Origin of the sequence: Nonomuraea sp. H19, assembly GCF_052068215.1 — a bacterium.
Lineage (GTDB): Bacteria > Actinomycetota > Actinomycetes > Streptosporangiales > Streptosporangiaceae > Nonomuraea.
In genome coordinates this window covers 265,377-289,601 of sequence record NZ_JBQHCV010000007.1, presented here as the reverse complement: position 1 = coordinate 289,601, position 24,225 = coordinate 265,377, and the positions used below count along the sequence as shown (strand labels likewise).

Annotated in this window: 25 protein-coding genes; 11 read left to right on the top strand and 14 right to left on the bottom strand. The window is 70.7% G+C overall.

Annotation, left to right across the window (positions count from 1 at the left end):
- Positions 1-56: 56 nt before the first annotated feature.
- Positions 57-911, bottom strand: a complete 855-nt coding sequence (locus ACTMTI_RS17770; protein ID WP_441121476.1) for a phosphotransferase family protein — start codon at positions 909-911, stop codon at positions 57-59.
- An 18-nt stretch (positions 912-929) separates the two neighbouring features.
- Here ACTMTI_RS17770 and ACTMTI_RS17765 point away from each other — a divergent pair, with 18 nt between their 5' ends.
- Complete coding sequence (locus ACTMTI_RS17765; protein ID WP_441121475.1) at positions 930-1,814, top strand: TIGR03619 family F420-dependent LLM class oxidoreductase; 885 nt, start codon at positions 930-932, stop codon at positions 1,812-1,814.
- Here the strand turns inward: ACTMTI_RS17765 and ACTMTI_RS17760 are convergent.
- Positions 1,811-2,881 carry a serine hydrolase domain-containing protein gene (locus ACTMTI_RS17760; protein WP_441121474.1) on the bottom strand — a complete coding sequence of 357 codons (1,071 nt, stop codon included), beginning with the start codon at positions 2,879-2,881 and terminating at the stop codon, positions 1,811-1,813. The two genes, ACTMTI_RS17765 and ACTMTI_RS17760, sit on opposite strands and share 4 nt — an antisense overlap.
- A gap of 39 nt (positions 2,882-2,920) precedes the next feature.
- Positions 2,921-3,820: an N-acetylmuramic acid 6-phosphate etherase gene (gene murQ, locus ACTMTI_RS17755; protein WP_441121473.1), complete on the bottom strand. Its 900-nt coding sequence runs from the start codon at positions 3,818-3,820 to the stop codon at positions 2,921-2,923.
- 58 nt (positions 3,821-3,878) lie between these two features.
- Here murQ and ACTMTI_RS17750 point away from each other — a divergent pair, with 58 nt between their 5' ends.
- Positions 3,879-4,982 carry an exo-beta-N-acetylmuramidase NamZ family protein gene (locus tag ACTMTI_RS17750; protein WP_441121472.1) on the top strand — a complete coding sequence of 368 codons (1,104 nt, stop codon included), beginning with the start codon at positions 3,879-3,881 and terminating at the stop codon, positions 4,980-4,982.
- A 2-nt stretch (positions 4,983-4,984) separates the two neighbouring features.
- On the opposite strand, the gene ACTMTI_RS17745 is transcribed toward ACTMTI_RS17750, so the two are convergent.
- The 8 genes from ACTMTI_RS17745 to ACTMTI_RS17710 all read right to left on the bottom strand — a co-directional run bounded on the left by ACTMTI_RS17745 (position 4,985) and on the right by ACTMTI_RS17710 (position 13,920).
- Entirely contained in the window at positions 4,985-5,851 is an 867-nt protein-coding gene (locus ACTMTI_RS17745) for a GNAT family N-acetyltransferase (RefSeq protein WP_441121646.1), read from the bottom strand.
- A complete protein-coding gene (locus tag ACTMTI_RS17740) occupies positions 5,851-6,861 on the bottom strand; it encodes an ABC transporter ATP-binding protein (protein WP_441121471.1) in 1,011 nt (336 codons plus the stop codon). Before ACTMTI_RS17740 ends, ACTMTI_RS17745 begins: the two co-directional genes overlap by 1 nt.
- Positions 6,858-7,868 carry an ABC transporter ATP-binding protein gene (locus ACTMTI_RS17735; RefSeq protein WP_441121470.1) on the bottom strand — a complete coding sequence of 337 codons (1,011 nt, stop codon included), beginning with the start codon at positions 7,866-7,868 and terminating at the stop codon, positions 6,858-6,860. Before ACTMTI_RS17735 ends, ACTMTI_RS17740 begins: the two co-directional genes overlap by 4 nt.
- A 2-nt stretch (positions 7,869-7,870) precedes the next feature.
- Positions 7,871-8,770 carry an ABC transporter permease gene (locus ACTMTI_RS17730; protein WP_441121469.1) on the bottom strand — a complete coding sequence of 300 codons (900 nt, stop codon included), beginning with the start codon at positions 8,768-8,770 and terminating at the stop codon, positions 7,871-7,873.
- On the bottom strand, positions 8,767-9,777 hold the full coding sequence (locus ACTMTI_RS17725; RefSeq protein ID WP_441121468.1) for an ABC transporter permease: 1,011 nt from the start codon (positions 9,775-9,777) through the stop codon (positions 8,767-8,769). The genes ACTMTI_RS17730 and ACTMTI_RS17725 overlap by 4 nt, the downstream gene beginning before the upstream one ends.
- A gap of 3 nt (positions 9,778-9,780) precedes the next feature.
- Positions 9,781-11,601 carry an ABC transporter substrate-binding protein gene (locus ACTMTI_RS17720; RefSeq protein ID WP_441121466.1) on the bottom strand — a complete coding sequence of 607 codons (1,821 nt, stop codon included), beginning with the start codon at positions 11,599-11,601 and terminating at the stop codon, positions 9,781-9,783.
- A gap of 162 nt (positions 11,602-11,763) precedes the next feature.
- Positions 11,764-12,729 (bottom strand): zinc-dependent alcohol dehydrogenase family protein, encoded by a 966-nt coding sequence (locus ACTMTI_RS17715; protein ID WP_441121464.1) that lies wholly within the window; start codon positions 12,727-12,729, stop codon positions 11,764-11,766.
- A 3-nt stretch (positions 12,730-12,732) separates the two neighbouring features.
- Positions 12,733-13,920, bottom strand: a complete 1,188-nt coding sequence (locus ACTMTI_RS17710; protein ID WP_441121463.1) for a M20 metallopeptidase family protein — start codon at positions 13,918-13,920, stop codon at positions 12,733-12,735.
- A 101-nt stretch (positions 13,921-14,021) separates the two neighbouring features.
- Here ACTMTI_RS17710 and ACTMTI_RS17705 point away from each other — a divergent pair, with 101 nt between their 5' ends.
- The 3 genes from ACTMTI_RS17705 to ACTMTI_RS17695 all read left to right on the top strand — a co-directional run bounded on the left by ACTMTI_RS17705 (position 14,022) and on the right by ACTMTI_RS17695 (position 16,084).
- Positions 14,022-14,807 (top strand): HAD-IIA family hydrolase, encoded by a 786-nt coding sequence (locus ACTMTI_RS17705; protein WP_441121462.1) that lies wholly within the window; start codon positions 14,022-14,024, stop codon positions 14,805-14,807.
- A 37-nt stretch (positions 14,808-14,844) separates the two neighbouring features.
- Positions 14,845-15,468: a hypothetical protein gene (locus tag ACTMTI_RS17700; RefSeq protein ID WP_441121460.1), complete on the top strand. Its 624-nt coding sequence runs from the start codon at positions 14,845-14,847 to the stop codon at positions 15,466-15,468.
- A 133-nt stretch (positions 15,469-15,601) separates the two neighbouring features.
- Positions 15,602-16,084, top strand: coding sequence for a hypothetical protein (locus ACTMTI_RS17695; protein WP_441121459.1), 483 nt, complete (start codon positions 15,602-15,604; stop codon positions 16,082-16,084).
- 269 nt (positions 16,085-16,353) lie between these two features.
- Here ACTMTI_RS17695 and ACTMTI_RS17690 read toward each other — a convergent pair whose 3' ends face one another.
- Complete coding sequence (locus tag ACTMTI_RS17690; RefSeq protein ID WP_441121458.1) at positions 16,354-16,818, bottom strand: NUDIX domain-containing protein; 465 nt, start codon at positions 16,816-16,818, stop codon at positions 16,354-16,356.
- Between the two features lie 77 nt (positions 16,819-16,895).
- Here ACTMTI_RS17690 and ACTMTI_RS17685 point away from each other — a divergent pair, with 77 nt between their 5' ends.
- The 3 genes from ACTMTI_RS17685 to ACTMTI_RS17675 all read left to right on the top strand — a co-directional run bounded on the left by ACTMTI_RS17685 (position 16,896) and on the right by ACTMTI_RS17675 (position 18,737).
- Positions 16,896-17,825: an acyl-ACP desaturase gene (locus tag ACTMTI_RS17685; protein ID WP_441121457.1), complete on the top strand. Its 930-nt coding sequence runs from the start codon at positions 16,896-16,898 to the stop codon at positions 17,823-17,825.
- Positions 17,826-17,857: 32 nt separating this feature from the next.
- Entirely contained in the window at positions 17,858-18,079 is a 222-nt protein-coding gene (locus ACTMTI_RS17680) for a hypothetical protein (RefSeq protein WP_441121455.1), read from the top strand.
- A gap of 124 nt (positions 18,080-18,203) precedes the next feature.
- Positions 18,204-18,737 carry an NADPH-dependent FMN reductase gene (locus ACTMTI_RS17675; protein ID WP_441121454.1) on the top strand — a complete coding sequence of 178 codons (534 nt, stop codon included), beginning with the start codon at positions 18,204-18,206 and terminating at the stop codon, positions 18,735-18,737.
- Positions 18,738-18,750: 13 nt separating this feature from the next.
- Here the strand turns inward: ACTMTI_RS17675 and arfB are convergent, their stop codons facing one another.
- Positions 18,751-19,158, bottom strand: a complete 408-nt coding sequence (gene arfB, locus ACTMTI_RS17670; RefSeq protein ID WP_441121453.1) for an alternative ribosome rescue aminoacyl-tRNA hydrolase ArfB — start codon at positions 19,156-19,158, stop codon at positions 18,751-18,753.
- A 157-nt stretch (positions 19,159-19,315) separates the two neighbouring features.
- Here arfB and ACTMTI_RS17665 point away from each other — a divergent pair, with 157 nt between their 5' ends.
- The 3 genes from ACTMTI_RS17665 (at position 19,316) to ACTMTI_RS17655 (ending at position 22,395) form a co-directional block, all read left to right on the top strand.
- Complete coding sequence (locus tag ACTMTI_RS17665) at positions 19,316-20,140, top strand: hypothetical protein (protein WP_441121452.1); 825 nt, start codon at positions 19,316-19,318, stop codon at positions 20,138-20,140.
- The gene (locus ACTMTI_RS17660; protein WP_441121451.1) at positions 20,137-20,745 is read left to right on the top strand and encodes an HAD family hydrolase; all 609 of its coding nucleotides are present in this window, start codon (positions 20,137-20,139) and stop codon (positions 20,743-20,745) included. Before ACTMTI_RS17665 ends, ACTMTI_RS17660 begins: the two co-directional genes overlap by 4 nt.
- 99 nt (positions 20,746-20,844) lie before the next feature.
- Entirely contained in the window at positions 20,845-22,395 is a 1,551-nt protein-coding gene (locus tag ACTMTI_RS17655) for an alkaline phosphatase D family protein (RefSeq protein WP_441121450.1), read from the top strand.
- A 200-nt stretch (positions 22,396-22,595) separates the two neighbouring features.
- On the opposite strand, the gene ACTMTI_RS17650 is transcribed toward ACTMTI_RS17655, so the two are convergent.
- A complete protein-coding gene (locus tag ACTMTI_RS17650) occupies positions 22,596-24,095 on the bottom strand; it encodes an efflux RND transporter periplasmic adaptor subunit (protein WP_441121449.1) in 1,500 nt (499 codons plus the stop codon).
- Between the last annotated feature and the right edge of the window lie 130 nt (positions 24,096-24,225).

Genomic DNA, 24,225 nt, shown 5'->3' with positions numbered 1-24,225 from the left:
TAAGTCGCTCTCCTTGGCTTGGGTCTCCAGCATGAAACCTACCGCGCGCAACCCCGTCACGCTCGGACGATTCTGTTGCACGATTCGACCAACGAATGTTCGACCTCGTCCAGTTCCCGGCCCTCCCGCTCGGCGTTGACCACGGCCACCGCGGCGAGCTGGATCGTCAGCGCCCTGGCCGGCAGGTCGAGCCGCCGCCACGGGTCGTCTCCCGGGCCGAGCGCGGGCCCGCCGGCGGCCAGGTACGCCCCCAGGAAGCGCTCCCAGACGGCCGGATCCAGCAGCCCCGCCGCGTACCAGGCGGCCGGTCTGGCCAGGTCCCACGCCGGGTCGCCGACACCGAGGTCGTCGACGTCGATGAGCAGCCAGTGGTCGCGGCGGACGAGCTGGCCCAGATGCCAGTCGCCGTGCGTGAACAGCCCCGGTGCCGGCGCCGCGCCGGGCAGCTCCTTGAACGCCCGCCTGATGAGCTGCTCCACGGGCCCGTCACCGCTCATGCGCTCCACCGCGCGGGCGGCGCGCGCCGGGCCGCCCGCGGCGGGCAGCGGCGGCAGCAACGTGAGGGGGATGGCGTGCAACCGGGCCAGCAGCCGCGCCCCTTCCTCCCACGGCGCGGAGCCGGGGTCGTCCTGCGCCACCGGGCGCCCCGCGGGCCAGACCGTGACCGCGCGGCCCTCGGCCGCCAGCACCTCGGGGTCGAGCGGGGCCAGCATCACGCCGCTGGCGGCGGCCGACGCGGCGGCCCGCAGCCGCACGCGCAACGACTCGACGTCGTCGCGGGCGGAATGCGCCTTGACCACGACCTCGCCTCTGCGTAACACCACCACATCGGTGCGCGTCGGGTGCAACACGGGCGTGCCCGCGCCGCCGTACGCCGCGGCTATCCCCGCCAGCTTCTCCTGCAGACCCACTCGTACAGACTAGGGTGCATGAGAATCGGTTTCGCCGTACCGCAGTCAGGGCCCTGGGCCACGCCCGAGAACATGCGCCGCGTCGCGCGGCGGGCCGAGAAGCTCGGCTATCACGAGCTGTGGACGTTCCAGCGCGTCCTCTACCCCGTCGGGCACCCGATGGGGCCGACGTACCGCAGCGTGCACGACCCGCTGATCACGCTGGCCCACCTGTCGGCCCTGACCGAGCGGATCGGGCTCGGCGTGGCCGTGATCAACGCGTACGTGCAGCCGGTGGTGCTGGCCAAGCAGCTCGCCACGCTCCAGACGGTCGCCGGCGGCCGGATCACGGCGGGCATCGGGCTCGGCTGGCTGCCGGAGGAGTTCGCGGCGGCGGGCGTCGGCTTCGAGCGGCGCGGGCGCAGGGGCGAGGAGTTCGTCGAGGTGCTCCGCAAGGCGTGGACGGACGACGTGGTGGAGCACGACGGGGACTTCTACCGGGTGCCGCCGTCCCACATCGACCCCAAACCGGTGCCGGGGCCGCCGCGGATCCTGCTCGGCGGCACCGCCGAGGTCGCGCTGCGCCGCGCCGCGCGGCTGGCCGACGGGTGGGTGAGCGCCAGCAGGGAGGACCTGTCGGCCATCGCCGGCCGGGTGGATCTGATCAAGGGGGCGCTGGCCGAGTCGGGGCGGGACGCGGCCGGGTTCCGCATCGTGTGCCGCGGCGTCACCCAGGTCGGGGCGGCCGGAGACCGGCTGCTGACCGGTACGTACGACAAGATCAAGGAGGATGTGGCCGAGCTGGCCGCCAAGGGCGTGACGGACGTCTTCCACGACCTCAACTTCGTTCGCGAGATCGTCACGGCTGACGCCAAGGAGGCGATGCGCCGGGCCGAGGAGGCGCTGGAGGCGCTGGCGCCCTAGCCGCCGTCCCGGAGGGACAGCGCTTCGGCGGCCACCGCATGACGCAGCCCGCGGATGCCGTCGCGGCCCCGTACGGGGTGGACGGCGTTGGTCAGCAGCACCACGGTGAGCCGCCGCGCGGGGTCGATCACGAGCGAGGTGCCGGTGAACCCCGAGTGCCCGTACGCGCCGGAGCTCGCGCTCAAGGGACCCACGATGGCCGGGTCGCCGATCCGCACGCCCAGCCCGTGGCGGAAGGCGGCGCCCTCGGCCCCCTGGTCGCGCGCCATCTCGGCCACGCTCTCCGGCCTCAGCACCGGCCCGCCGCCCAGCCGCAGCGTCTCCCCGAAGGCCAGCAGGTCGCCGGCCGTGGCGAACACCCCCGCGTGCCCCGCCACGCCGCCCAGCGCGTACGCGGTCTCGTCGTGCACCTCGCCGCGCACGCAGCCGGGCCCCCGGCGCTCCGGCTTCCACTCGGTGGCGGCGATCCGGGCCGGCGCGTGCGGCCGGTAGCCGGTGTCGGCCAGCCCGAGCACGCCGGTCACCCGCGAGCGCACGAGCGCGTCGAGCGGCGCGCCGCCGGCGAGCTCGGCCAGCCGGCCCGCCATGACCATGCCGACGTCGCTGTAGAGGTAGGGCCCGCCGACGGGGTGGGTGACCGGCGTGGTCAGCATCACGGCCATGCGTTCGGCCGGATCGGCGCCGGGCAGCTCCAGGTCGATGCGGCGGGTCGGGACCAGGCCCGCGGTGTGGGTGAGCAGCCGGCGCGGCGTGATCCGCCGATCGCGTCCCGCAGCGCCCGGGATCCAGGAGACGACCGGCTCGTCCAGGCCGATGCGGCCCTCCTCGGCCAGCGAGAGCAGCACGACCGTAGTGAACAGCTTGGTGATCGAGGCCAGGTCGAAGATCGAGTCGTGGCGCGCGGGCGGGCGCTCGACGGCCAGGGCGCCGTCGGCGCCGGCGTACCGTACGAGCTCGCCGGCGGCGGCCGCGGCGGCCACGCGGCCGTCCACGGCGATCAGCGCGACCGCGGCCGAGCAGACCCGCGGCACCGCGCGCGCCAGGATCGACTCGAGCCGCTGTGACATCCCCGCCCCCTCCCCGTTAGCCGCCCCCGTGAAGCCCCCTCAGCCGCTCAGCGCGTCGCTGAGCCGCTCACCGTGCGAGGACAGCAGCGCGCGGGCCTCGTCCGCGCCGAGCCCGTGCTGGATCATCAGCACCGCGATCTTCGCCTGCCCGCCGGCCGCGTCCAGCGCGGCGCTCGCCGTGTCGTGGTCGGCGCCGGTGATGTCGCTGACCATGCGCAGCGCCCGGTCGGCCAGCTTCGTGTTCATCGCGGACATCTCGATCATCTTGTTGCCGTAGGTGCGGCCGAGCTTGACCATGGAGATCGTGGAGATCATGTTCAGCACGAGCTTCTGCGCCGTGCCGGCCTTGAGCCTGGTCGAGCCGGCCACCACCTCAGGTCCCACGACGACCTCGATCGCGTGCTCGGCGGCGGCCGACAACGGCGCGCCCGCGTTGCACGACAGGCTCACGGTGAGCGCGCCGCGGCCGGACGCCTCCGCCAGCGCACCGAGCACGAAAGGGGCCCGCCCGCTGGCCGACACGCCGACCACCGAGTCGAGCGGGCCCGCCTCCAGGTCCTTGATGGCGGCGCCGCCCGCCTCGGGGTCGTCCTCCGCACCCTCGACGGACCGGGTCAGCGCGTCGGGCCCGCCGGCGATGATGCCCTGCACCAGCGAGGGATCCGTGCCGAACGTGGGCGGGCACTCGCTGGCGTCGAGCACGGCGAGCCGCCCCGAGGTGCCGGCGCCGACGTACAGCAGCCGGCCTCCCTCGGCCATCCTCGCGGAGATCGCGTCGATGGCCGCCGAGATGGCCGGGATGGCCACCGCGACGGCGGCCGGCACGGCGGCGTCGGCCTGGTTCATCAGTCGGGCGATCTGCTCCGTCGGCAGCCGGTCGATCTGGCTGTAGCGGGGATCGCTCTGCTCGGTGGACAGCTCGGGTAGCGGATCAATCATGACGCTAATTTCCACCTTTTTCTTCCCTCTTGTAAATATCTTTCAGAACAATGGATTCATGCGAAGTGTGAGAACTGGTGCCGAACGGCTGGTCGCGGAGCCGGCACTCGCCGGAGGCGCCCGCCTCGGGCTGATCACCAACCCGACCGGGGTCCTTTCCGACCTGACGCCGACGCCGGTCGCGCTGCTGGCCGCCGGAGTGAACCTGACCGCCATGTTCGGCCCCGAGCACGGCCTGCGCGGCACCGCGCAGGCGGACGGCAGCGAGAGCGACACCGTGGACGAGAGGACCGGCCTGCCGGTCTACGACACCCACAAGCTCTCGGGAGCGGGGCTGGACCGGGTGGTGGCCGCCTCCGGCGTCGACACGCTGGTCTTCGACATCGCCGACGTGGGGACCCGCTGTTACACCTACGTCTGGACCATGTACGACCTGATGGAGTCGACCACCCGGCTGGGGCTGCGGTTCGTGGTGCTGGACCGGCCCAATCCGCTCGGCGGGAGCGTGACGGAGGGCCCGCCGCTCGATCCGGCGTTCGCCAGTTTCGTGGGCAGGTACCCGCTGCCCGTGCGGCACGGCAGGACGGCAGGGGAGCTGGCCCAGTTGTTCGGGTTCGACGTGGACCTCACCGTGGTCGAGATGGCGGGCTGGCGGCGCGAGCTGGCCTTCGACGCGACGGGGCTGCCGTGGGTGATGCCGTCGGTCAACATGCCGACCCTGGACACCGCGCTGGTCTACCCGGGCACCAGCCTGTTCGAGGGCACGAACTTCTCCGAGGGCCGCGGCACGACCAGGCCGTTCGAGCTGGTCGGCGCCCCCTATGCCGACGCGCGCTTCGCCGCCGCGCTGGCCGCGCTCGGCCTGCCCGGCGTGCGCTTCCGGGACGTCTGGTTCACACCGGCCTTCCACAAGCACGCCGGCGTCCCCGTACGCGGGGTGCAGCTGCACGTGCACGACCGGGACGCCTTCCGTCCCGTGCTGACCGGCCTGTCGATGCTGTACGCGGCCCGCACGCTCTACCCTGACGACCTGCGGCTCGAGCCGTTCCTGGACGACCTCTGGGGCTCCGGCGCGCTGAGACGGCGCCTGGAGACGGGAGAGGACCCCCGCGACCTGTGCCCGCCGCCGGGACGCCCACAAGGACGACTGCTCTATGCGTGACATCACACCAGGTCGCGCCGGTAGAGCCAGAAGACGCGTTCGGCTCGCGCGCCCACGGCCCGCGAGTAGAACCCCAACGGTCCCACCCACGAGATCTGGGCGGTGGACTGTCCAGCGGTCCGCTGTTCGGCCAGGCACCTGCGCAGCAGCACCCGGCCCAGGCCCAGCCCGCGGGCGTCCGGCGCGGTGCCCATGGGGCCGAACCAGGCGGGTCGTGCCCCCCAGGCGGCGAAGGCCAGGATCTTGCCGTCGCGCTCGGCGTAGTGCAGCCCGGCCGCGTTGGCCGCCTCCCACGCCCACCGCTCGTTCCAGTGCCCGGCGACGAACGCGGCGACCCGCTCACGGTCCTCGCCCGCCGCGCGCACGGCCACACCCGCCTCCTCCAGCCGGGCGAGGTCGTCCTCGACGGACAGGTCCGTGCTCAGGTCCACCGTCATGTTCCAGGCCCCGCGATAGAACTCGTAGCCGAGACTCTCGGCCAGGCAGGCGGCGGCGGTGTAGCGCACGTCGATGCCGGGCCAGGCGTAGCAGGGCGGGTTCCCGGCGAAGCGGGCCTGCCGCGCGCCCTGCTCGCGCAGCCACTCCTCGGCCGCCCGCACCAGCGCCCGGCCGCGTCCCTCGCCCTGGGCCGAGGGGTGCACGGCCAGCAGGTCGACGTGCCCGGCCGCCGGGTCCTTGCCGGACATGGACGCCATCACGACGCCGCCGTCGGTCGCCAGCGCCGTCCACCGCCGCTCGGCGGGTGGCCGCGACAGCCGCTCGACGAGGGCGCCGGCCTCCCCGGCGTCCAGTGTCAGCGCGGCGGTGGCGACCCGTGCCGCCTCGGCGAGCCCAGGAGCCGACATGGCGGCCCGCACCGGGTGCGCCATCACACCTCGCTCATCGGGCGGGCGATCACGCTGCGCCGCTCAGGGTAGAAGCACGCGTGCTCCTGCGGCACGCGTTCAGTCAGCTGCAGCAGCGGCCGCTCGCTCGTGCACCGCTCGCCGCGGAACGGGCAGCGGCGGGCGAACAGGCAGCCCTCGTCCGCCTGGCTCTCGTTCAGCGACTCCAGCGGCACCACCGGCTGCTCGCCGGGCTGCTCCAGGCCGTGCAGCACCGGGATCGCCGACAGCAGCGCCTGCGTGTACGGGTGCACGGGGTCGGCGATGACCGTGTCCACCGGGCCGCGCTCGACGACCTGGCCGCGGTAGATGACGTACAGCTCGCCGTCGTCGCCGATGTAGCGGGCGGTGGCCACGTCGTGCGTGATGAACAGCACGCTCACACCCAGCCGCTCGCGCAGATCCTTCAGCAGCGCCAGGATGCCCAGCCGCAGCGACACGTCGATCATCGACACGGCCTCGTCCGCGACCAGCATCTCCGGGTCCACGGTCAGCGCCCTGGCGATGACGACCCGCTGCCGCATGCCGCCCGACAGCTGGTGCGGGTAGCGCGACAGCACCGAGCCCGGGTCCAGGCCGACCAGCGACAGCACCTCGGCCGCGCGCTCCTCCATCCACGACCGCGACCGCCCCGTCTGCCTGGCCCGCAAGGTGAGCGGCGCGTGCAGCGTCTGGTGGATGGTCCTGGTCGGGTTCAGCGCCGAGTACGGGTCCTGGTGGATGAGCTGGATCTTGCGGAAGTGCGGCTCGCGCTGCTTGTGCTTGAGCGGCGACATGGCGACGTCACCGATGGTGATCTCACCCTCGTCGTACGTCTCCAGCCCCGCGATGATCCGCCCCAGCGTGGTCTTGCCGCACCCGGACTCGCCGATGAACGACGCCGCGCCGCCTCTCGGGATCGCGAAGTCCACGCCGCGCAGCGCCCGCACCTCCCGGCTCGCGAGCACCTTGCCGCGCTGCTTGAACGTCTTGACGATGCCAGTCCCGGTGATCACACATGCTCCTTCACGGTCACGGCGTGGCAGGCCACGGTCCGCGGCCCATCCGCGCCCTGATCGACATGGGCCTGCGGGTCCACGGTGTCGCACACGTCCATGCGCAGCTCGCACCGCTCCCTGAACACGCAGCCCTGCTTCGGCACGGTCGCCAGCGTCGGCGGCCGCCCCGGCAGCGCCTGGGCCTCCGCTATGTCGCCGACGAGCCGCGGAATGGCCCTGATCAGCCCTCTGGTGTACGGGTGCCGGGGCGCGCCGAGCACCTGCCGGGTCGGGCCCTGCTCGACCAGGCGGCCGCCGTACATGACCGCGAGCCGGTCGGCCACCTCGGCCACCACGCCGATGTCGTGCGTGATGACCAGCGTCGTCAGGCCGCGCTCGGCGTGCACCTCGCGCACGATCTTCAGGATGTTGGCCTGCGTGATCATGTCGAGTGCGGTCGTCGGCTCGTCCAGCACGACCAGGTGGGCGTTGAGCACCAGCGCCAGCATGATGCCGACGCGCTGGCGCATGCCGCCGGACAGCTCGTGCTGGTGCGAGTCGAGGACCCTGGCGCCGTCCAGCCCCATCCGGCCGAGCAGCTCCTTGGCCTCGCGCACCAGCCCGCGCAGATCGTCCACGCCGTGCGAGCGGCCCAGGTCGAGCAGCTGCTTGCCGACGGTCTTGAGCGGGTTGAGCGAGTTCTGGGCCGCCTGGAAGACGTACCCGATGTGCTTGCCGCGGGCCTTGCGCAGCTCCTCGCCGCGCAGGCCCACCACGTCGCCCAGCCCGTCGATCTCGACGCTGCCGGCGGCGATCCTGCCGGGCGGCTGCACCGCGTTCAGCAGTGACAGCGCCAGCGTGGACTTGCCCGAGCCGGACTCGCCGACGATGCCGGTGATCGTGCCCGGCTCCAGAGTCAGGCTGACGTTCCTGACGGCGGGCAGTTCGCCCGCGGGGGTCTTGTAGACGACCGTGAGGTCGCCGACGCGCACTCCCGGCGCTCGCCCTGTTGTTTGCTGGGCCACCTTTACTCCTCGCGCAGCCGGGGGTTGAAGATTTCGTCCATGGCGTCGACCACCAGCACGATGGCCAGGGTCAGCAGCAGGATCGCCAGCAGCGGCCCCAGCAGGAAGCCGAGCCCGCTCGGCACGGTCAGCGCTCCGGAGCGGAACACGGCCGTGTTGAGCATCTGGCCCCAGTTGTTGGACTCGTACGGCAGCACGCCCAGGAAGAACAGGCCGACCTGCGCGTAGACGCCGCCGGTGATCGCGATCAGCATGTTCATCGCGATGTACGGCGCCATGCTGGGCAGCAGCTCCTTGCCCACGATGTGCGACGTGGACAGGCCCAGCCCGCGCGCCGCCTCGATGAAGCCCCGCTCGCGCAGCGACAGCGTCTGCGAGCGCACCGCCCGCGCCACACCGCCCCAGCTGAGCAGTCCCAGCACCAGGCCCATCTGCACGGCGCTGCTGAACTTCCACACGGTGGACAGCACCAGCAGCAGCGGCAGGCCGGGGATGGTCAGCTTCATGTCGGTCAGCCGCATGAGCACGTTGTCCCAGCGGCCCCGCTTGAAGCCGGAGAACAGCCCGATCGCGGTGCCCACGACCACCGTGATGACGGCGGTCACGAGCGCGGCCAGCAGCACGTAGCGGGACCCGGTGACCACCAGGGCGATCACGTCCCGGCCCTGGTCGTCGGTGCCCAGCCAATGCTCCCAGCTCGGCGGCCTGGTGATCTGGTTCGTGTCACGGGGCAGCGGGTCCGGGTACAGCATCGGCCCGAACACGCCCATGAGCGCGAACCCGAGCATGAGCACCACGCCCACCATGCGGCTGGGCTTGCGCTTCATCACCCGCCACACGCCGGACCAGAAATTGCGCCGCATGGCCGCGCTGCTCGACGAGCTTTCCAGGAGCACGCTCATGAGGTCACCTCCTCCCCGCTGCGAACCCGCGGGTCGATCACGCTGTAGAACAGGTCGGCGACGATGTTCGCCACGATGATGGACACGGTGATCAGCAGGAACGCCCCGCCCATCAGCGCGTAGTCGCGCATCGTGATGCTCTCGATCAGCAGCAGCCCGAGCCCCGGATAGTTGAAGATCCGCTCGATGAACACCGCGCCGCCCAGCAGCAGGCCGAGCGACAGCGCCAGGATCGTGAACAGGGGCAGGATCGCGTTGCGCATGATGTACCTGAAGATGATCGACCGCTTCATCCCGCGCAGCTCCGCCGCGAGGATGAAGTCGTCGCCGAGCACCGTGACGACGCTCGACTTCATCGCCAGGATCCACCCGCCGTACGCGGCCAGCGCGTACGTCGCCACCGGCAGCACCGCGTGCTGGACCAGTGAGCCGATGTATCCGGCGTTGAACCCGGGCTCGTACAGGATGTCCACCGGGCCGTCGGCCGGCAGGATCGGGATGAGCGTGGCGAAGATCGCGCCCAGCAGCAGCCCCAGCACGTACTGCGGGACACCGTGCAGCAGCGACCCGGAGATCGCCAGGATGTCGCCGAGCTTGCCGCTGCGCTTGATGGCGGCGTACACGCCCAGGACGATCCCGACGAAGAAGCTCAGCAGCGTGCCCGCCAGCACCGGTAGAACGGTCCACTTGGCCGCGTCGGCCAGCACCTGCGTGACGGGCGCGCCGGCGTGGGTGACCGACTGGCCCAGATCGAAGGTGAGCAGCCCGGACATGTAGTCGCTGTACTGAGCCCAGAGCGAGCCCCGCGGCTGGAAACCGTAGAGCACGCGTGTCGCCTGCTCTGCCGCCTCCGGGGCCATGCCCTGCTCGATCAGCTTCTGCACGTTGGCGGCGACGGGGTCGCCCGGGATGCTCCTGACAATGAAGAAACTGATCGTCGCTACGACCAGGATCATGACGACCCCGCGGGCCAGATGGCCCGCGAGTCGGCGTGCGATGACAACCATAAGTTACTGCTTCTTCTTCACCATGCCGAGTTGGATCCAGACCCCCGCGGGCAGGCGCAGCACGTCGCTGTCCTGCTCCGGCCACCCGGTGAACCGGGTGGTGTTGGTGAACTGGCTGTTCACGTAGTCCCACAGCTGGATAGCCGGGAGGTCCTGGTTGGCGGCCTTGGCCAGCTGCGCCATGATCGGCTTGGCCTCCTCTGCGGAGACCGCGTTCAGCTTGGCCGTCAGCTCACCCGGGTTGACCTTGCCGACGCCTTCGACGTCGATCTCCTCCTTGCCGCCCATCCAGTTGCCGGCCTTGCCGGGCGCGCTGTGCGCGACCTTGCCGGCGACGTTGGTCCAGCCGTTGGAGGCGCCGTAGAGGCGCTGGAAGATGTCGTACGGCGCCGGGCCGAGCGCCATCAGCCACAGGCCGGCGTCGTACTTGCCGGCCGCGAGCTCCTCGAGGTAGACGGGGTAGTCGGCGACGGTCACGACCTCCGCGTCCACGCCGTTGTCGACGAGCTGGCTCTTGATGTTCTCCTCCGCGGAGATCCAGTCGGAGAACCCGGCCGGCGCGTGCATGGTCATCTTCCACGGCGTGCCGTCGGCCAGCGTCCACTTGCCGCCGGTCTTCTTCAGGCCGGCCGCCTTGAACTCCGCCTCCGCCTTGGCCACGTCGTGCTTGTACGGCTCCAGGCTGGACAGCTCGGGGCCGATCCACTCCTGCGCGGGCTTCTGGTGGATGCCGCTGGTCGTGACGGCCGGGGTGCCACCCTCGGGCGAGGCCACCTTGGTCACCTGGTCGCGGTCGATCAGGTACGCCAGGCCGCGGCGCACGTGCACGTTGTCGTACGGCTTCTTCGTCTGGTTGAACGCCAGGCCGAGGGCCACCGGCGAGAAGCCCTTGATGACGTTGGAGCCGGGCGCCTGCTTGATCCGGTTCATCACGTCGGTGGGCATCGCGGTGAAGCCGGCGTGGTCGAGCTTGCCGGCGCTCAGGTAGTTCCAGATCTGCTCGTTGCCGCCGAAGTTGAGCAGCTTGACCTGGTCGGGGACGACGTTCGCGGCGTTGTAGAAGCTCTTGTTCTTCAGCAGCAGCGCCTCGCCCGGGTTCACCCGCTCCAGCACGAACGGGCCGGCCGAGATGTCCTTCGGCGGGGCGAAGGCCAGGACCTTCTGGCCCAGCGCGAGGATCTCCTCGCGGGCCTTGTCGGCCGCGTCGCCGGTGCCGCGCGAGGTCTTCAGCTTCTCCCAGAAGTCGGCGGGCAGCAGGCTGCTCCACACGTGGGCCGGCACGACCCAGTTGTCCATGACGCCCCGCGCGAACTTGGCGCTGGGGTTCGACATATCCTGGGTTACCTTGACCGTCTTGGCGTCGACGACCTGCACGTCGGCCGCCGCGCCCGCCGCGCCCGGCGTGGTCGAGAAGGCGGTGCTGCCGGTGGTGTAGGCCAGCCCGATGGACAGTTTCACATCGTCGGCCGTCACCGGCTTGCCGTCGGACCACTTGCCGTTCGGCTGCAGGTGGAGGGTGATCGAGGAGTTGTCGGGGGCGATCTCCCAGCTGGCCGCGATGCCCGGGTAGAACTGGTTCGGGTCGGTCAGGTGGTTCTTGGTCCACCCGAGCTTCATCGCGTTGTAGCCGAGGAAAGAGTTGCCCTTAGGGGCCCACGGGTTGGCGGGGCCGCTCGCGTCGAGTCCCGGCTTGAGGACGTCGATCGCGGTGAAAAGGCCGCCACCACCGCCGGTGCCGCTGGATGTGTTGGTAGGGCCACCGCTGCACGCCGCTGTCGCGGTGGCAAGACCCAGCAACGTCACTATCGCTGCCAGTCGCTTCATTTGCCGCTCCGGGGGATGTCGGACCTGCTAGAGGATCAGTAGGGATTGACCGGACACTACGATCGCGTCAGATCCGCGTCAATAATCTCCAGGTGTTGTGAGGCTAATGTAACTTTCCTTCATAGGTGTTCTGGTTGACGCTAAGCGCCAACTCGTGTCAAGTCAAGTAAAAATCACCACGGCAGCCCCGCTGACCTGGTCCTTTGCCAAATCAACGAGCGCTTGGCCGGCCGCCTCGAAGGGGTACGGAACCGTCGTCACACGAGGCGGATGCGCCAATGCGAGCTCCAGATAAGCCCGCCCGTCAGCCCTGGTGTTGGCGGTCACGCTGCGCAGCGTCCGCTCCTGAAAAAGATGCCGGTCGTAGTTCAGCACCGGGACGTCGGTGAGGTGAATGCCGGCGATGGCCAGCGTCCCGCCCCGGTCCAGCGCCTCCAGCGCGGGCGGCACCAGATCGCCGACCGGCGCGAACAGAATGGCCGCGTCCAGCGGCTCCGGCGGCCTGTCCCCGGCCGAGGCGGCGCCCAGCTCCAGCGCCAGCGCCCGGGAGGCGGCCGACCTGGTGACGGCGTGCACGACGGCGCCCTGCGCGATGGCGGCCTGCGCGGTCAGATGCGCCGAGGCCCCGAAACCGTAGATGCCGAGCCGCCCGCCCGGCGGCAGCTCGCAGCGCGCCAGCGCCCGGTAGCCGATGATCCCGGCACACAGCAGCGGCGCCAGCCGCTCGGCCGGCACGTCACCCGGCAGGGGATAGACGTAGCCGGCCGGCGCCACGAGATATTCGGCGAACCCGCCGTCGGCGTCCCACCCCGTATAAGTGGACGAGGGACACAGATTCTCCATGCCGCGCAGGCAGTAGCGGCACTTCCCGCACGTGGACCGCAGCCAGGCCACGCCCACCCGCTGCTCCGTGCCCACGACCCGGCCGACCGCCTGATGGCCCGGCGAGGTGAGCGGCCGGCGCGGCCGGAGATCGCCCTCCGCCAAGTGCAGATCGGTACGGCACACGCCGCACGCCTCCACCCGTACCAGGACCTCGCCCGGACCCGGCTCGGGCACCTCCCGCTCCACGCGCACCAGCGGTCCGGACGCCATCGGCCCGGGCCGGTCCACCGCCCACGCGCGCATGGACTACGACAGCCTGGAGAAGGCCAGGGAGGCGTACAAGGCGGCCCCGTCCGGGAGCACCGCGTCGTCGAAGATCGCCTCGGGCGAGTGGTTGTACGGCGCCGTGGCCGGGTCCAGGTCCGGCGGGCACGCGCCCAGGAAGACGAACGCCCCGGGGATCTCCTGCAGCACGTACGAGAAGTCCTCCGACCCCATGACCGGCTGGGGCGAGACGAAATACCGCCCGGGACCGAACAGCTCGTCGGCCGTCCGCCCCACGAACCCGGCCTCGCCCTGGTCGTTCACCGTCACCGGATAGCCCATCCCGAACGACGCCTCGACCTCCAGCCCGTGCGCCGCCGCGATGCCCTGGACGACCTCCACCAGCCTGCGCTTGACCAGCACCCGGTTCTCCTTGCTGAAGGTGCGCACCGTGGCCTCGAACCTGGCCTCGTCCGGGATCACGTTGTCCGCCGACCCGCCGTGGAAGCTGCCCACCGTCACCACCACCGGGTCGAACACGTCGAACGTCCTGGTCACCATCGTCTGCAGCGCCGTGACCATCTCGCACCCGGCCTGGATCGGGTCCAGCGCCCGGTGCGGGCTGGAGCCGTGCCCGCCGCGCCCCTTCACCGTCACGCAGAACACGTCCGCCGCCGCCATGATCGGCCCGGGGCGCGACGCGAACAGTCCCGGCGGCAGCATCGAGGAGACGACGTGCATCCCGTATGCCGCCACCGGGCGGCCGCCGGCCGCCTCCAGCACGCCCTCGCCGATCATGTGCTTGGCGCCCTCGTATCCCTCCTCGCCCGGCTGGAACATGAAGACGACGTCGCCCGCCAGCTCCTCCCGCCGCGCGCTCAGCAGGTGCGCCGCCCCGGCCAGCATCGCGGTGTGCAGGTCGTGCCCGCACGCGTGCATCTGCCCGGGAAGCTGGGACACGTACGGCAGGTCGTTCTTCTCGCTCACCGGCAGCGCGTCCATGTCCCCGCGCAGCAGCACCGCGGGCCCCGGCCGGCCGCCCCGCAGCACGGCCGTGACCGAGCTGAGCGCCGTGCCCGTCTTGATCTCCAGCGGCAGCCCGTCCAGCGCCGCCAGCACCTTCTCCTGGGTGCGGGGGAGATGCAGGCCGACCTCCGGCGTGGTGTGCAGCGAGTGCCTGAGACGGATGAGCTCTTCCCGCATGTCCTGCGCGGATTCAGTGAACGCCATGTAGAACATTCTTCACGTAGCGGACGCCGCGTCCAGCGGCGCCACGCAGTCCCCGCCAACCGGAACGGAAGTGGACAAAGTGCGCTCGGTACCATGGCCGGGTGACTCAGCGTAAGCGGATCGACTCCTGGTTGTCCGACATGGACGGCGTACTGGTCCACGAGGGACGTCCGATTCCCGGTGCGGACGAATTCATCAAACGGCTCAGCGAATCCGGCAAAAAATTCAGGGTCCTGACGAACAACTCCATCTACACCCAGCGCGATCTCTCGGTGCGCCTGGCCGGCGCCGGCCTGGAGGTGCCCGCCGAGTCCATCTGGACCTCCGCCCTGGCCACCGCGCAGTTCCTCGAGGACCAGCGGCCCGGCGGGTCGGCGTACGTGATCGGCGAGGCCGGGCTGACCACGGCGCTGCACGAGGTCGGCTACATCCTGACCGACCTCGACCCCGACTACGTGGTACTCGGCGAGACCCGCACCTACAGCTTCACCCAGATCACCCGCGCCATCCGGCTCATCGAGGGCGGCGCCCGCTTCATCGCCACCAACCCCGACCCCATCGGCCCTTCCACCGAGGGCTCCCTGCCGGCCTGCGGCGCCGTGGCCGCCCTCATCACCAAGGCCACCGGCGTCGCCCCCTACTTCGTCGGCAAGCCCAACCCCCGCATGATGCGCAGCGCGCTCAACGAGATCGAGGCGCACAGCGAGACCACCGCGATGATCGGCGACCGGATGGACACCGACATCATCTCCGGCATGGAAGCCGGCCTCTACACCATCCTCGTGCTCACCGGCGTCACCCAGCGCCACGAGATCGACCGCTTCCCCTACCGCCCCTCGTTGGTGGTCGACTCGGTGGCCGACCTGATAGACCTCATCTCAACCTGACCGCGGCTGACAGGTATGCATGGGAGGCTGACCGGCCATGACACGCCTCTACCTGGAGCTCGGCCCGAAGAAGGTGTTCGCCTGCTCGCTCGACTGGCCCGGCTGGTGCCGGATCGCCAAGGGCGAGGAGGCGGCCATCGAACGCCTCATGGAATACGTGCCCCGTTACCGGATCATCGCCGAGCGGGCGGGGCTGGAGTTCGCACCGGGCGAACCGGTGGTGGTGGCGCGCGTGCCGGGCACTCCGGTGACCGACTTCGGCGCGCCGTACCAGGTGCCCGACCTGGATCAGGAGCCCCTGCCGGCGGAGCCGGCCGAACGCGGCGTGGCCCTGCTGCGGGCCGCCTGGGACCTGTTCGACGAGGTGGCCGCGGCCGCCCCGGAAGAGCTGCGCAAGGGGCCGCGCGGCGGCGGGCGGGACCGCAGCAAGATCGTGAACCACGTGGAGGAGGCCGAGCGCAGCTACGCCAGGATGGTCGGCGTACGGCACAAGCCGTTCAAGGCCCCGGGGGACAGGGGCGCCATGCGGGCCGAGCTCGCCGAGGTCCTCTCCCGCCCCTGGCAGCCGCCCCAGACCACCGCCTGGCCTCCCCGCTACGCGTTGCGGCGCATCGCCTGGCACGTCATCGACCACATCTGGGAGATCGAAGACCGGGTGTAAGAAACCTCCACCCGTGCTCCTCCACCGCCCCGGCGGGCCCGCGCACTCTCTGCAAATCATGTGCTCACAGAAAAGCGGGACCCGGCTAGGGTTAGTAGCCAGGTCCCTTCCGACACCCTAGACGGAGGGGCACGTGATCGTAGAGGCGGAGATCACAGGATTGAAGGAGCGAGTAACGTTCCTAGAAGGGATCGTGGGCATGAAGGGTGCGCGGGGAGTGGTGTCGGACCACTCCAGAGAGCTGGATTGGCACGCGGATCTGCTTCACGACATCAAAAACCGCACGGAGAACATGCAACTCGACATCGCCAGCATGAAGGCCGACATCGTCGGCATGAAGGGCGACATCGCTGGGGTAAGGGCGGACATCACGGATGTCCGGAAGGAGATGAACGACCGGTTCGCGATCGTCGACGTTGAGCTCGAGGCAGTCCGGTCAGAGATGGCCACCGGATTCGCGAAGGTCAAGGGGCAGATGTACGAGCGGTTCGCCACCGTCGAATCCCGGATCGAGGCTGTTCAGTCCGATCTCGGCTCCAAGATGGACCGGATCGAGGCTGTTCAGTCCGATCTCGGCGCCAAGATGGACCGGATTCTCGACAAGATCGGCGCGTAGCGCCGCGCAGCCCTCGGCCGGTGCCGGTCGGGGGCTGCGCCATGCGGATGACCTGGCACAACTTTGAACAACCCACACCCCGTCATCACCGATCAGCCGATACGATCGCTCACTGACTGTCAGATGATGACGGAAGCGGTCCGGGCTTCGGTAAATAGGGGCCGTGCGGCCGTCACGGTCGGTGAAAAGGCAGGCGTGTGTGGACGTACAGGCGGAGATTCTGGATGTGAAGCTCCAGCAGGAGATCACCGTATTGCTCGACCTCGGCATCAAGAGGGGTCGGTTACCGCACCGGGATCAATGAGCCGGGGGAGTGCGGTGATGTTGGCCGACAGGTACGCCGCCACCGCCTCGGGGACCAGGTGCCGAGAGATGATCTCTGACCGGTCCAGCCGCACCCGCTCCACCTCGTACACCCCGCGTGAAGGATCCTCGAACTCCGGCCCGTTCCGCAGTGCGAGATCCATGGACAGCAACCGGCACCCGTAGACGTGCTGCGTCTTGATATCGCCCCGCCACTCGTACGACACGGTCGTCAGCGGTGTCACCGCGAAGACGGTCGCACCCAGCTCCTCGAACAACTCGCGGTGCAGGGTGCGCTCGAGTGAGCCGTCACCCGGCTCCACATGACCGCCCGGCACGGTCCAGTAGACGTCGCGTCCTGGCACCGTACGTCTGAAGAGCACCAGCCGCTCGTCGTGGTCGAGCAGGACACCACGGACACTAGGTCGCATAGGGGCACCCTATTTGGCCAGTATGTCCTTCGGGTAGCCTAACCTACGGTACCGTAACCTGAAGGAGAAGATCTTTTATGGCGATGACTCAAACGGAGCTGCTGCACGAGCTTGAGCCTGTCGTGTCCGTGGAGCTCGACCGCCACGAGAAGATGGCCAAGGAGTGGTTCCCGCACGAGTACATCCCGTGGAGCGAAGGCCGCGACTTCGACGGCATCTACGGGGGAGCGGCGTGGCAGGAAAGCGACTCGAAGATCCCTGAAGCGGCCCGCGTGTCGCTCATCGTGAACCTCCTGACCGAGGACAACCTCCCCAGCTACCACCACGAGATCGCCACCACCTTCGGCCGCGACGGCGCGTGGGGCACGTGGGTGCACCGGTGGACGGCCGAAGAGGACCGGCACGGCACCGCCCTCCGCGACTACCTGACGGTCACCCGCGCCGTCGACCCCGTCGCGCTGGAGCGGGCCCGCATGCGCCACATGGAGAGCGGCTTCGTCACCGCATACGGCACCATGCTGCAGCAGCTCGCGTACGTCTCCTTCCAGGAGCTGGCCACCCGCATCTCGCACCGCAACACCGGCATGGCCTCCGGCGACGAGGGCTGTGAGCGGCTGCTGGCCAGGATCGCCGCCGACGAGAACCTGCACATGCTCTTCTACCGCAACCTCCTCAAGGCGGCCTTCGAGCTCGACCCCAACCAGACCATGCGCGCCGTGACCGACGTCGTCACCACCTTCCAGATGCCCGGCCAGGGCATGGAGGGCTTCACCCGCAAGGCCCTGATCATCGCCAACGAGGGCATCTACGACCTGCGGCTGCACCTCGACGACGTGCTCATGCCGGTGCTGCGGCAGTGGTCGGTGTTCGACAAGACCGGCCTGGACGCCGAGGGGGAGCGGGCCCGCGAGGAGCTGGCCGCGTTCCTGGCCAAGACCGAGGCGACGGCCGCCAGGTTCGTCGAGCGCCGCGAGGAGCGCCGAGCGCGCGCCGCCGCCGCGAAGTGACCTGGGCTCGGGGAGGACGCCGCCATCGTGCGATGAGTCTTCCCCGTGGATCTTCCCGTTCACTCTGGTTGTTCACGCTGCTGACCATCATCGCGCCGGCCACGGCGGCGCAGCGGCTGCTGGGCCTCAGGTTCGGCAGGTCGCGCACGTTCGTGGCGGCGCTGGTCGCGTTCGGGCTGTCGCAGCCGGTGCCGGCGTCAGTCATCGACCGGCTGAGGCGCTGCTCACGGTCCTCGGCGCCACGGCGGGCCTGATGGCCGTCATCCGTCCCGGCAGGGCGGCCTTCCACACCAACCACTCTTGACCCGCAGCTGGTCTTGGACATCCCCGGCATCGGGCAGGTTTCCCGGTAACACCGGAACCCCTGGGGAGCAGAGGGTGAAAATCATCGGGATCGCCGCCAGCCTCCACGTGGGGTCTTTCGTCAACAGATTGCTGGACGCGGCGGGCGGCGAACTGCCCGTGGGCATCGGCTTCGAGGTGTGGCAAGGGCTGGGCGAGATGCCGCCGTACGAGCCGGGGCCGGTCCCGGCGCCCGTGCGTGAGCTGTTCGTGCTGGTCGACGAGTCCGACGGGGTGCTCATCACCGCTCCCGAGCACAGCCTGCTGCCGGTCGAGCTGGCGCACGCCCTGGACTGGATGTCGGCGCGGGGCGCGCTGGCGGGCAAGCACGTCGCGGTGATGAGCGCGAGCGCCCGCGCCTGCGGGGCGATGTGGGCTCAGGCGGAGCTGTACAAGCAGCTCCAGGCCGCCGGAGCCGTCGTCATGGGCGCCGAGCTGGTGATCTCGCCCGCCTGCCCGCACTTCGACGAGGACGGCCTCCTCGCCGCACCCGACCTGCGCCGCCAGGTCCGCGCCGTGATCGGCCAGCTGTGCCCGGCCGAGGTGCTGGAGCCCGCACTCTCCCTCTGAGCCGCCCGGAGGCTCAGGGGTCGCGGCGCAGGCGCTTGAGGTCGGAACGGTGTTTCTTGGTGGCGATGCGGCGCTCGACGGCGCCCCTGCTCGGCTTGGTCGGGCGGCGGCGCTTCGGCGGCGGGGCGATGGCCTCGCGCAGCCGCTGCGCCAGGCGGTGCTCCGCGGCCTCCCGGTTCCTGAGCTGCGAGCGGTATTCGGACGCGGCGACCGTGATCGTGCCGGCGCCCAGCCGGTCGAGCGCCCGCGCCTTCAGCGCGGGTGGCAGCGCGGTGCTCGCGGCGAGGTCGAAGGTCAGCTCCACGCGGCTGTCGGTGGTGTTGACACCCTGGCCGCCCGGTCCTGACGAGCGCGAAAAGCGCCAGACGAGCTCGGTGTCGGGAATGACGACCGAGTCGTTGACGATCAGCGGGCCGGGCATGCGTGGGGCTCCTGTTCGGGAAAAGCGCCTTCAGTTGGTGAGTGTCACCGTATCTGGACGCCATATGCCGGGCGCAACGGCATTTCGCCGCAATTGACGGCCGGCTGCAAGCGGCGTATGCCAATATTCCCGCGGGGATCACGGGTGAGGAGGCGAAGTGACGGTCATCGTCGGCGTGCACGGGATCGGCAAATACAACTACTACCTGGAGGCCGGTCGGTCGGCGGCCGGGGCGGCGGAGGCCATGCGGCTCAAGTGGGACCGCTACCTGCACTCCGCGCTCGGGGGAGAGACCAGGGCGTACTTCAGCGAGGTCGCCTACTTCTCCCACCACCTGCACGACGGCAAAGGCGGCGACGCCGGCGCCCCGCGGTCCCTGGCCGCCATGGAGGCTCCCGCCCAGCAGGTGCTCCTGAACTGGGCGGAAAACCTGGGCGTGGGCGAGCACCTGACGGGCGCGCTCAAGTCGTTCACCGGCTGGCTGCTCACCAAGCTGGACAGCAGGTCCGCGGCGTTCGCCGGGTTGTTCGCGCCGGAGGTGGCGGCGTACCTCACCGACCACGGCAAGCGCGACAGATGCCGCCGGACCGTCGCCGACACCATCCGGCGGAACCGGCCCAAGGTGGTGATCGCCCACTCACTGGGCAGCGTGGTCACGTACGAAGCCCTCTGGGCCAACCCCGACCTGCGCATCGACCTGCTGATCACGCTCGGCAGCCCGCTCGGCATGCGCAACGTGATCTTCGAGCACCTCCTGCCCGCCCCCATCAACGGGCGCGGCGAGCGCCCGAGCGGCGTCCGGCGCTGGGTGAACATCGCCGACAAGGACGACATCGCCGCCATCCCGCCTGACCTGCGCGGCTGCTTCACCGGCGTGGACGTCGAGGAGCTGGTCAACCTCGATTGGATCGACTTCCACACCGCCGAGAAGTATCTAGGGTGCCCGGCGCTCGACCCGCATCTGCGACCATTCGTGGCATGACGTGGATTGTCTTTGACTACGGCGGCGTCCTGTCGCTGCCCCAGCCCGAGTCCGACGCCGAGGAGATGGCCCGCGCGTTGAGCGCCGAATCGGAGGCGTTCAAGCGCGGCTACTGGGAGCACCGCCTGGAGTTCGACCGGGGGAGCCTGTCCCCGCACGCCTACTGGTCGGCCGTGCTGGGCAGGAGCGTCACCCATTCCGAGGTCGCCCGCCTGGTCGCCATGGACATCGCGAGCTGGGCCCACCCCAACGAGGGCACGGTCGCCCTGCTCGGCCACCTCATCGAGATGGGCCGCGATGTGGCGCTGCTGTCCAACGCGCCCGTCTGCGTCGGCGACGGCCTGGACGAGCTGCCCTGGGTCGCGGCCATCGGCCGCCGCTTCTACAGCGGCAGGATGGGCCTGGTCAAGCCGGACAGGGAGATCTACGACGAGATGGCCCGCGCGCTCGACGCCGTCCCCTCCGAGATCGTCTTCATCGACGACCGGCAGGACAACGTCGAGGGCGCCGAACGCGCGGGCATGACCGGCGTGCACTTCACCGATGCCGCCGCCCTCCGCGAAACCCTGCTCGACATACGGGAGGCCGGCCGCTCTGCCGGTTAGGTGATCGGAGGAACTTCGCGAACAGGACGACCGATGCTGTTCACCCGCGCTTGACTCCGCTGTCACGACGGGGTCAGCGCAGGCGGACATACCTAGGACGTGGATCGCAGAGCCTTCCTGACAGCGGCGACAGCCGGCCTCCTCTCCTCCCAGACCCTCACCTCCCCGGCCTCGGCCAGAACTCTCGCATCGGACCCGTTCACGCTGGGCGTGGCTTCCGGCGACCCCTCGTCCGACGGCTTCGTGCTGTGGACGAGGCTGGCCGTCAACCCGCTGAGCGGCGACGGCCGCGGTGGCATGCCAGGGCGCGACATCGACGTGGACTGGCAGGTCTCGGCCGACGAGCGCTTCTCCGCGATCGTCCGCTCCGGTACGGCCACCGCCAGGGCACGCGACGCCCACAGCGTCCATGTCGAGTTGACGGGGCTGGAGCCGGGGCGCGACTACTTCTACCGGTTCCGGAGCGAGGGCAGGCTCTCGCCCGCCGGCCGCACCAGGACCACGCCCACCGGCGAGACGACGCCGCTCACGTTCGCGGTGGCCGCGTGCGCGCACTTCGAGCACGGCTACTACACCGCCTATCGCCGCCTCGCCGAGCAGGAGCCCGACCTGGTGGTCTTCCTCGGCGACTACATGTACGAGTACGGCCCCAGCGGCTACACCTCCCTGGCCGGCCGCGTACGCACCCACACGCCCGGCAAGTGCCAGACGCTCGCCGACTACCGGCTGCGGCACGCCCAGTACAAGAGCGACCACGACCTGCAGGCCGCGCACGCGGCGGCGCCGTGGCTGGTGGCGTTCGACGACCACGAGGTGGAGAACAACTGGGCCGGTCCCGTCTCCAGCACGGGGGCGCCGGGGTTCGCCCGGCGCAGGGCGGAGGCCTTCCGCGCGTACTACGAGAACATGCCGCTGCGCCGGGCCAGTCTCCAGGGCGCGGTGCTCAAGGTGAACCGGCGCATCTCCTGGGGCACGCTGGCCCGCTTCCACCTGCTCGACACCAGGCAGTTCCGCGACGACCAGGCGTGCCTGGACGGCGTGCGGGCCGGGTGCGACGACCGGCTGGCGGACCGGCGCACGCTCCTGGGAAACGGCCAGTGGCGCTGGCTCGAGAACGGGCTGCTCGGCTCCGGCACCCGCTGGAACCTGCTCGGGCAGCAGATCATGATGGCGCACCGCGACTACAAGGTCGGTCCCGGGCGCGAGGTGAACCTGGACTCCTGGGACGGGTACGCGGCCGAGCGGACCCGGCTGCTGGGCTCGCTCGCCCGCACGTCCAACCCGGTGGTGCTGACGGGCGACGCGCACATGCACCACCTGGCCGAGCTCAAGACCGACTTCGACGACCCGGACTCGCCGGTGGTGGCCAGGGAACTGGTGGCCTCGTCGATCGCGAGCGACGGCGACGGCTATCGAGACCGTACGTGGATCGCTGAGGCCCTCCAAGAGAATCCCCATATTTCCTACATCGACCAGCGACGCGGATACCTGATGGCGCGGCTGACCCGCGACGAGCTCTCCGTCGATTTCCGGACCTTGGACTATATTTCCCGCCGGGGCGCCAAAGCCAAGACCGCCCACCGCCTCTCCATCCCCGCCATCACCGGAGCAGCGGCCGCCGCCCAGGCGGGAGCCCCCCGCGTCGGCTGAACGCTTGCTGGGAGCCCGCTGAAGATCCCCTCAACCCGGCGCCGGCGTCCCGGCACAGCGAGCACGCCAACGGTCCTCGCAGCAGTGTGCGCGGCCGTTGTGCCGCGGTGTGGTCGCGTCGCGCCGGCCGTGGGCTCGTGGCCTGGGCGTTTCGCCGGCGGCGGGCGGGCGGCCGTTCACCGCCCCCGGCCACGTGCCGTTCACGCGCCCGGCCAAGTGCCGTCCGGGAACTCGCTCGACGTGCTGCCCGACATGACCACTTGGTCGCTCGCGTCCAGACCGGAGGTGATCTCGATGTACTGGTCACCGCGGATCCCGGTCTGCACCACCTTCGCGAGGTCGCGCCCCCCGGAGCGCACGGTCACCACCTGGGCGCCGTCCGACCGGCTGCGTACCGCCGCGGCGGGCACGTAGATCGCATCCTCGGCCTGGTCGGTGGTGACCGTCACGGAGGCCGTCTGCCCGAGCATGAGCCCGGCCGGCGGCTCGTCGAAGGCGAGGGTGACCGAGTAGCGGACGAGCCGGTCGTCCACCGTCGCGGTCGGCGCGATCGCCGTCACCGTGCCCGCGTGGCGTTCGCCGCTGCGCGTGGCGAGGGTGATCCGGGCTTTCTGGCCGACCTTGAGCCGGTTCACGTCGGACTCGGTGACCATGGCCTGGACCTGCAGCTCATTCAGGTCGCCGAGGCTGATGAAGGTGCCCGTGCCGGCGGTGTCGCCGACGGCTCCGGCCACCGACAGCACCGTTCCGGCCGCAGGGGCCACGATGCGGGTGGCGCGTACGGCGTCGGCCGCCTGTTCGAGCGCGGCTTCCGCCCGGTCCACGTTGGCGGCGGCCTGGTCTTCGCTGTTCCCGCCCTTGGCCGTGGAGCCCGTGCCGGGATCGCACGACCCCGTGCTCGGGGACGGGCGGCCGGCGCCGGTCGTGCCGGTGCTGGGCCTGGCCGAAGGCTTGCCGCCGGCGGTCGGCTTGCCGCTCGCCGAGGGTTTCGCGCTGGTGGACGGCTTGCCGGTGGGGGAGCCGGTGGCGGAAGGGCTGCCGGTCGGGGACGGCCGGTCCGCGGGCTGCCCGACTCCGCCCTCCGGTGTGCCGCCGGTCGGGGTTGCGGTGACGGTCGCGGTGACCGTGGCGGTCACGGTGACCGTCACCGTGGGCTGGGGTTCCGGGTGCGTGGGCTGGGGCCCGGGATCCGTGGGCTCGCCCGTCGGGGTGGTCGTCGGGTGCTGGACCAAGACCGGCGTCGGGGTCGTGCGCCCGCTCGCGCGAGCTGACGGCCCGAAAGCGCCGCCCGCCGCGCTGCTGGGAGTGCAGGCCGCGCTGGTGCCGCCACCCGTTCCGGTCGAGGACGACGCATCCTCCAGCGCCTCCTCGGCCGCCACCAGGTCGGCCTTGGCCGCCTCGTACGCCTCCCGCGTCGCCCGCCCGTCGATCCTGGCCAGCACCTGGCCTTTCCGCACCTTGGCCCCCACCTTGACGTACAGCTTGGTCAGCGTCCCCGAGGAGCCGAAGGCCAGATCCCTGCGCGAGCCGTCCACGGTGCTGCCCGCGGCGCTCACCACGGCCGCGACCGGCCCGCGCTGGGCGGCGGCGAGCCGTACCTGGACGGCGGGCGGGGCGTCGTCGCGCAGCGCGAGCGCCAGCCCAGAGCCGCCGGCGAGCACGGCGAGGGCGAGCCCGCCCAGCGCGAAAGTCCGTCTCATGGCGGCCCATCCTGGCGAAGCAGGTTGGCACCCCGCTGCGAGCAGCCTCAGAGTTGCCTGAGTGCCCGCGCGGAACCGCGCGTTGTCAGCGAACGTTCAGCTTGCTCGCGGCTCCGCCGCAGGGTGATGT

Coding starts and splice junctions, on each gene's coding strand:
- ACTMTI_RS17765 (WP_441121475.1), top strand. CDS start 930: ATGAGAATCGGTTTCGCCGTACCGCAGTCAGGGCCCTGGGCCACGCCC.
- ACTMTI_RS17760 (WP_441121474.1), bottom strand. CDS start 2,881: ATGTCACAGCGGCTCGAGTCGATCCTGGCGCGCGCGGTGCCGCGGGTC.
- murQ (WP_441121473.1), bottom strand. CDS start 3,820: ATGATTGATCCGCTACCCGAGCTGTCCACCGAGCAGAGCGATCCCCGC.
- ACTMTI_RS17750 (WP_441121472.1), top strand. CDS start 3,879: ATGCGAAGTGTGAGAACTGGTGCCGAACGGCTGGTCGCGGAGCCGGCA.
- ACTMTI_RS17745 (WP_441121646.1), bottom strand. CDS start 5,851: ATGGCGCACCCGGTGCGGGCCGCCATGTCGGCTCCTGGGCTCGCCGAG.
- ACTMTI_RS17730 (WP_441121469.1), bottom strand. CDS start 8,770: ATGAGCGTGCTCCTGGAAAGCTCGTCGAGCAGCGCGGCCATGCGGCGC.
- ACTMTI_RS17725 (WP_441121468.1), bottom strand. CDS start 9,777: ATGGTTGTCATCGCACGCCGACTCGCGGGCCATCTGGCCCGCGGGGTC.
- ACTMTI_RS17720 (WP_441121466.1), bottom strand. CDS start 11,601: ATGAAGCGACTGGCAGCGATAGTGACGTTGCTGGGTCTTGCCACCGCG.
- ACTMTI_RS17715 (WP_441121464.1), bottom strand. CDS start 12,729: ATGCGCGCGTGGGCGGTGGACCGGCCCGGGCCGATGGCGTCCGGACCG.
- ACTMTI_RS17710 (WP_441121463.1), bottom strand. CDS start 13,920: ATGGCGTTCACTGAATCCGCGCAGGACATGCGGGAAGAGCTCATCCGT.
- ACTMTI_RS17700 (WP_441121460.1), top strand. CDS start 14,845: ATGACACGCCTCTACCTGGAGCTCGGCCCGAAGAAGGTGTTCGCCTGC.
- ACTMTI_RS17690 (WP_441121458.1), bottom strand. CDS start 16,818: ATGCGACCTAGTGTCCGTGGTGTCCTGCTCGACCACGACGAGCGGCTG.
- ACTMTI_RS17685 (WP_441121457.1), top strand. CDS start 16,896: ATGGCGATGACTCAAACGGAGCTGCTGCACGAGCTTGAGCCTGTCGTG.
- ACTMTI_RS17680 (WP_441121455.1), top strand. CDS start 17,858: ATGAGTCTTCCCCGTGGATCTTCCCGTTCACTCTGGTTGTTCACGCTG.
- arfB (WP_441121453.1), bottom strand. CDS start 19,158: ATGCCCGGCCCGCTGATCGTCAACGACTCGGTCGTCATTCCCGACACC.
- ACTMTI_RS17660 (WP_441121451.1), top strand. CDS start 20,137: ATGACGTGGATTGTCTTTGACTACGGCGGCGTCCTGTCGCTGCCCCAG.
- ACTMTI_RS17650 (WP_441121449.1), bottom strand. CDS start 24,095: ATGAGACGGACTTTCGCGCTGGGCGGGCTCGCCCTCGCCGTGCTCGCC.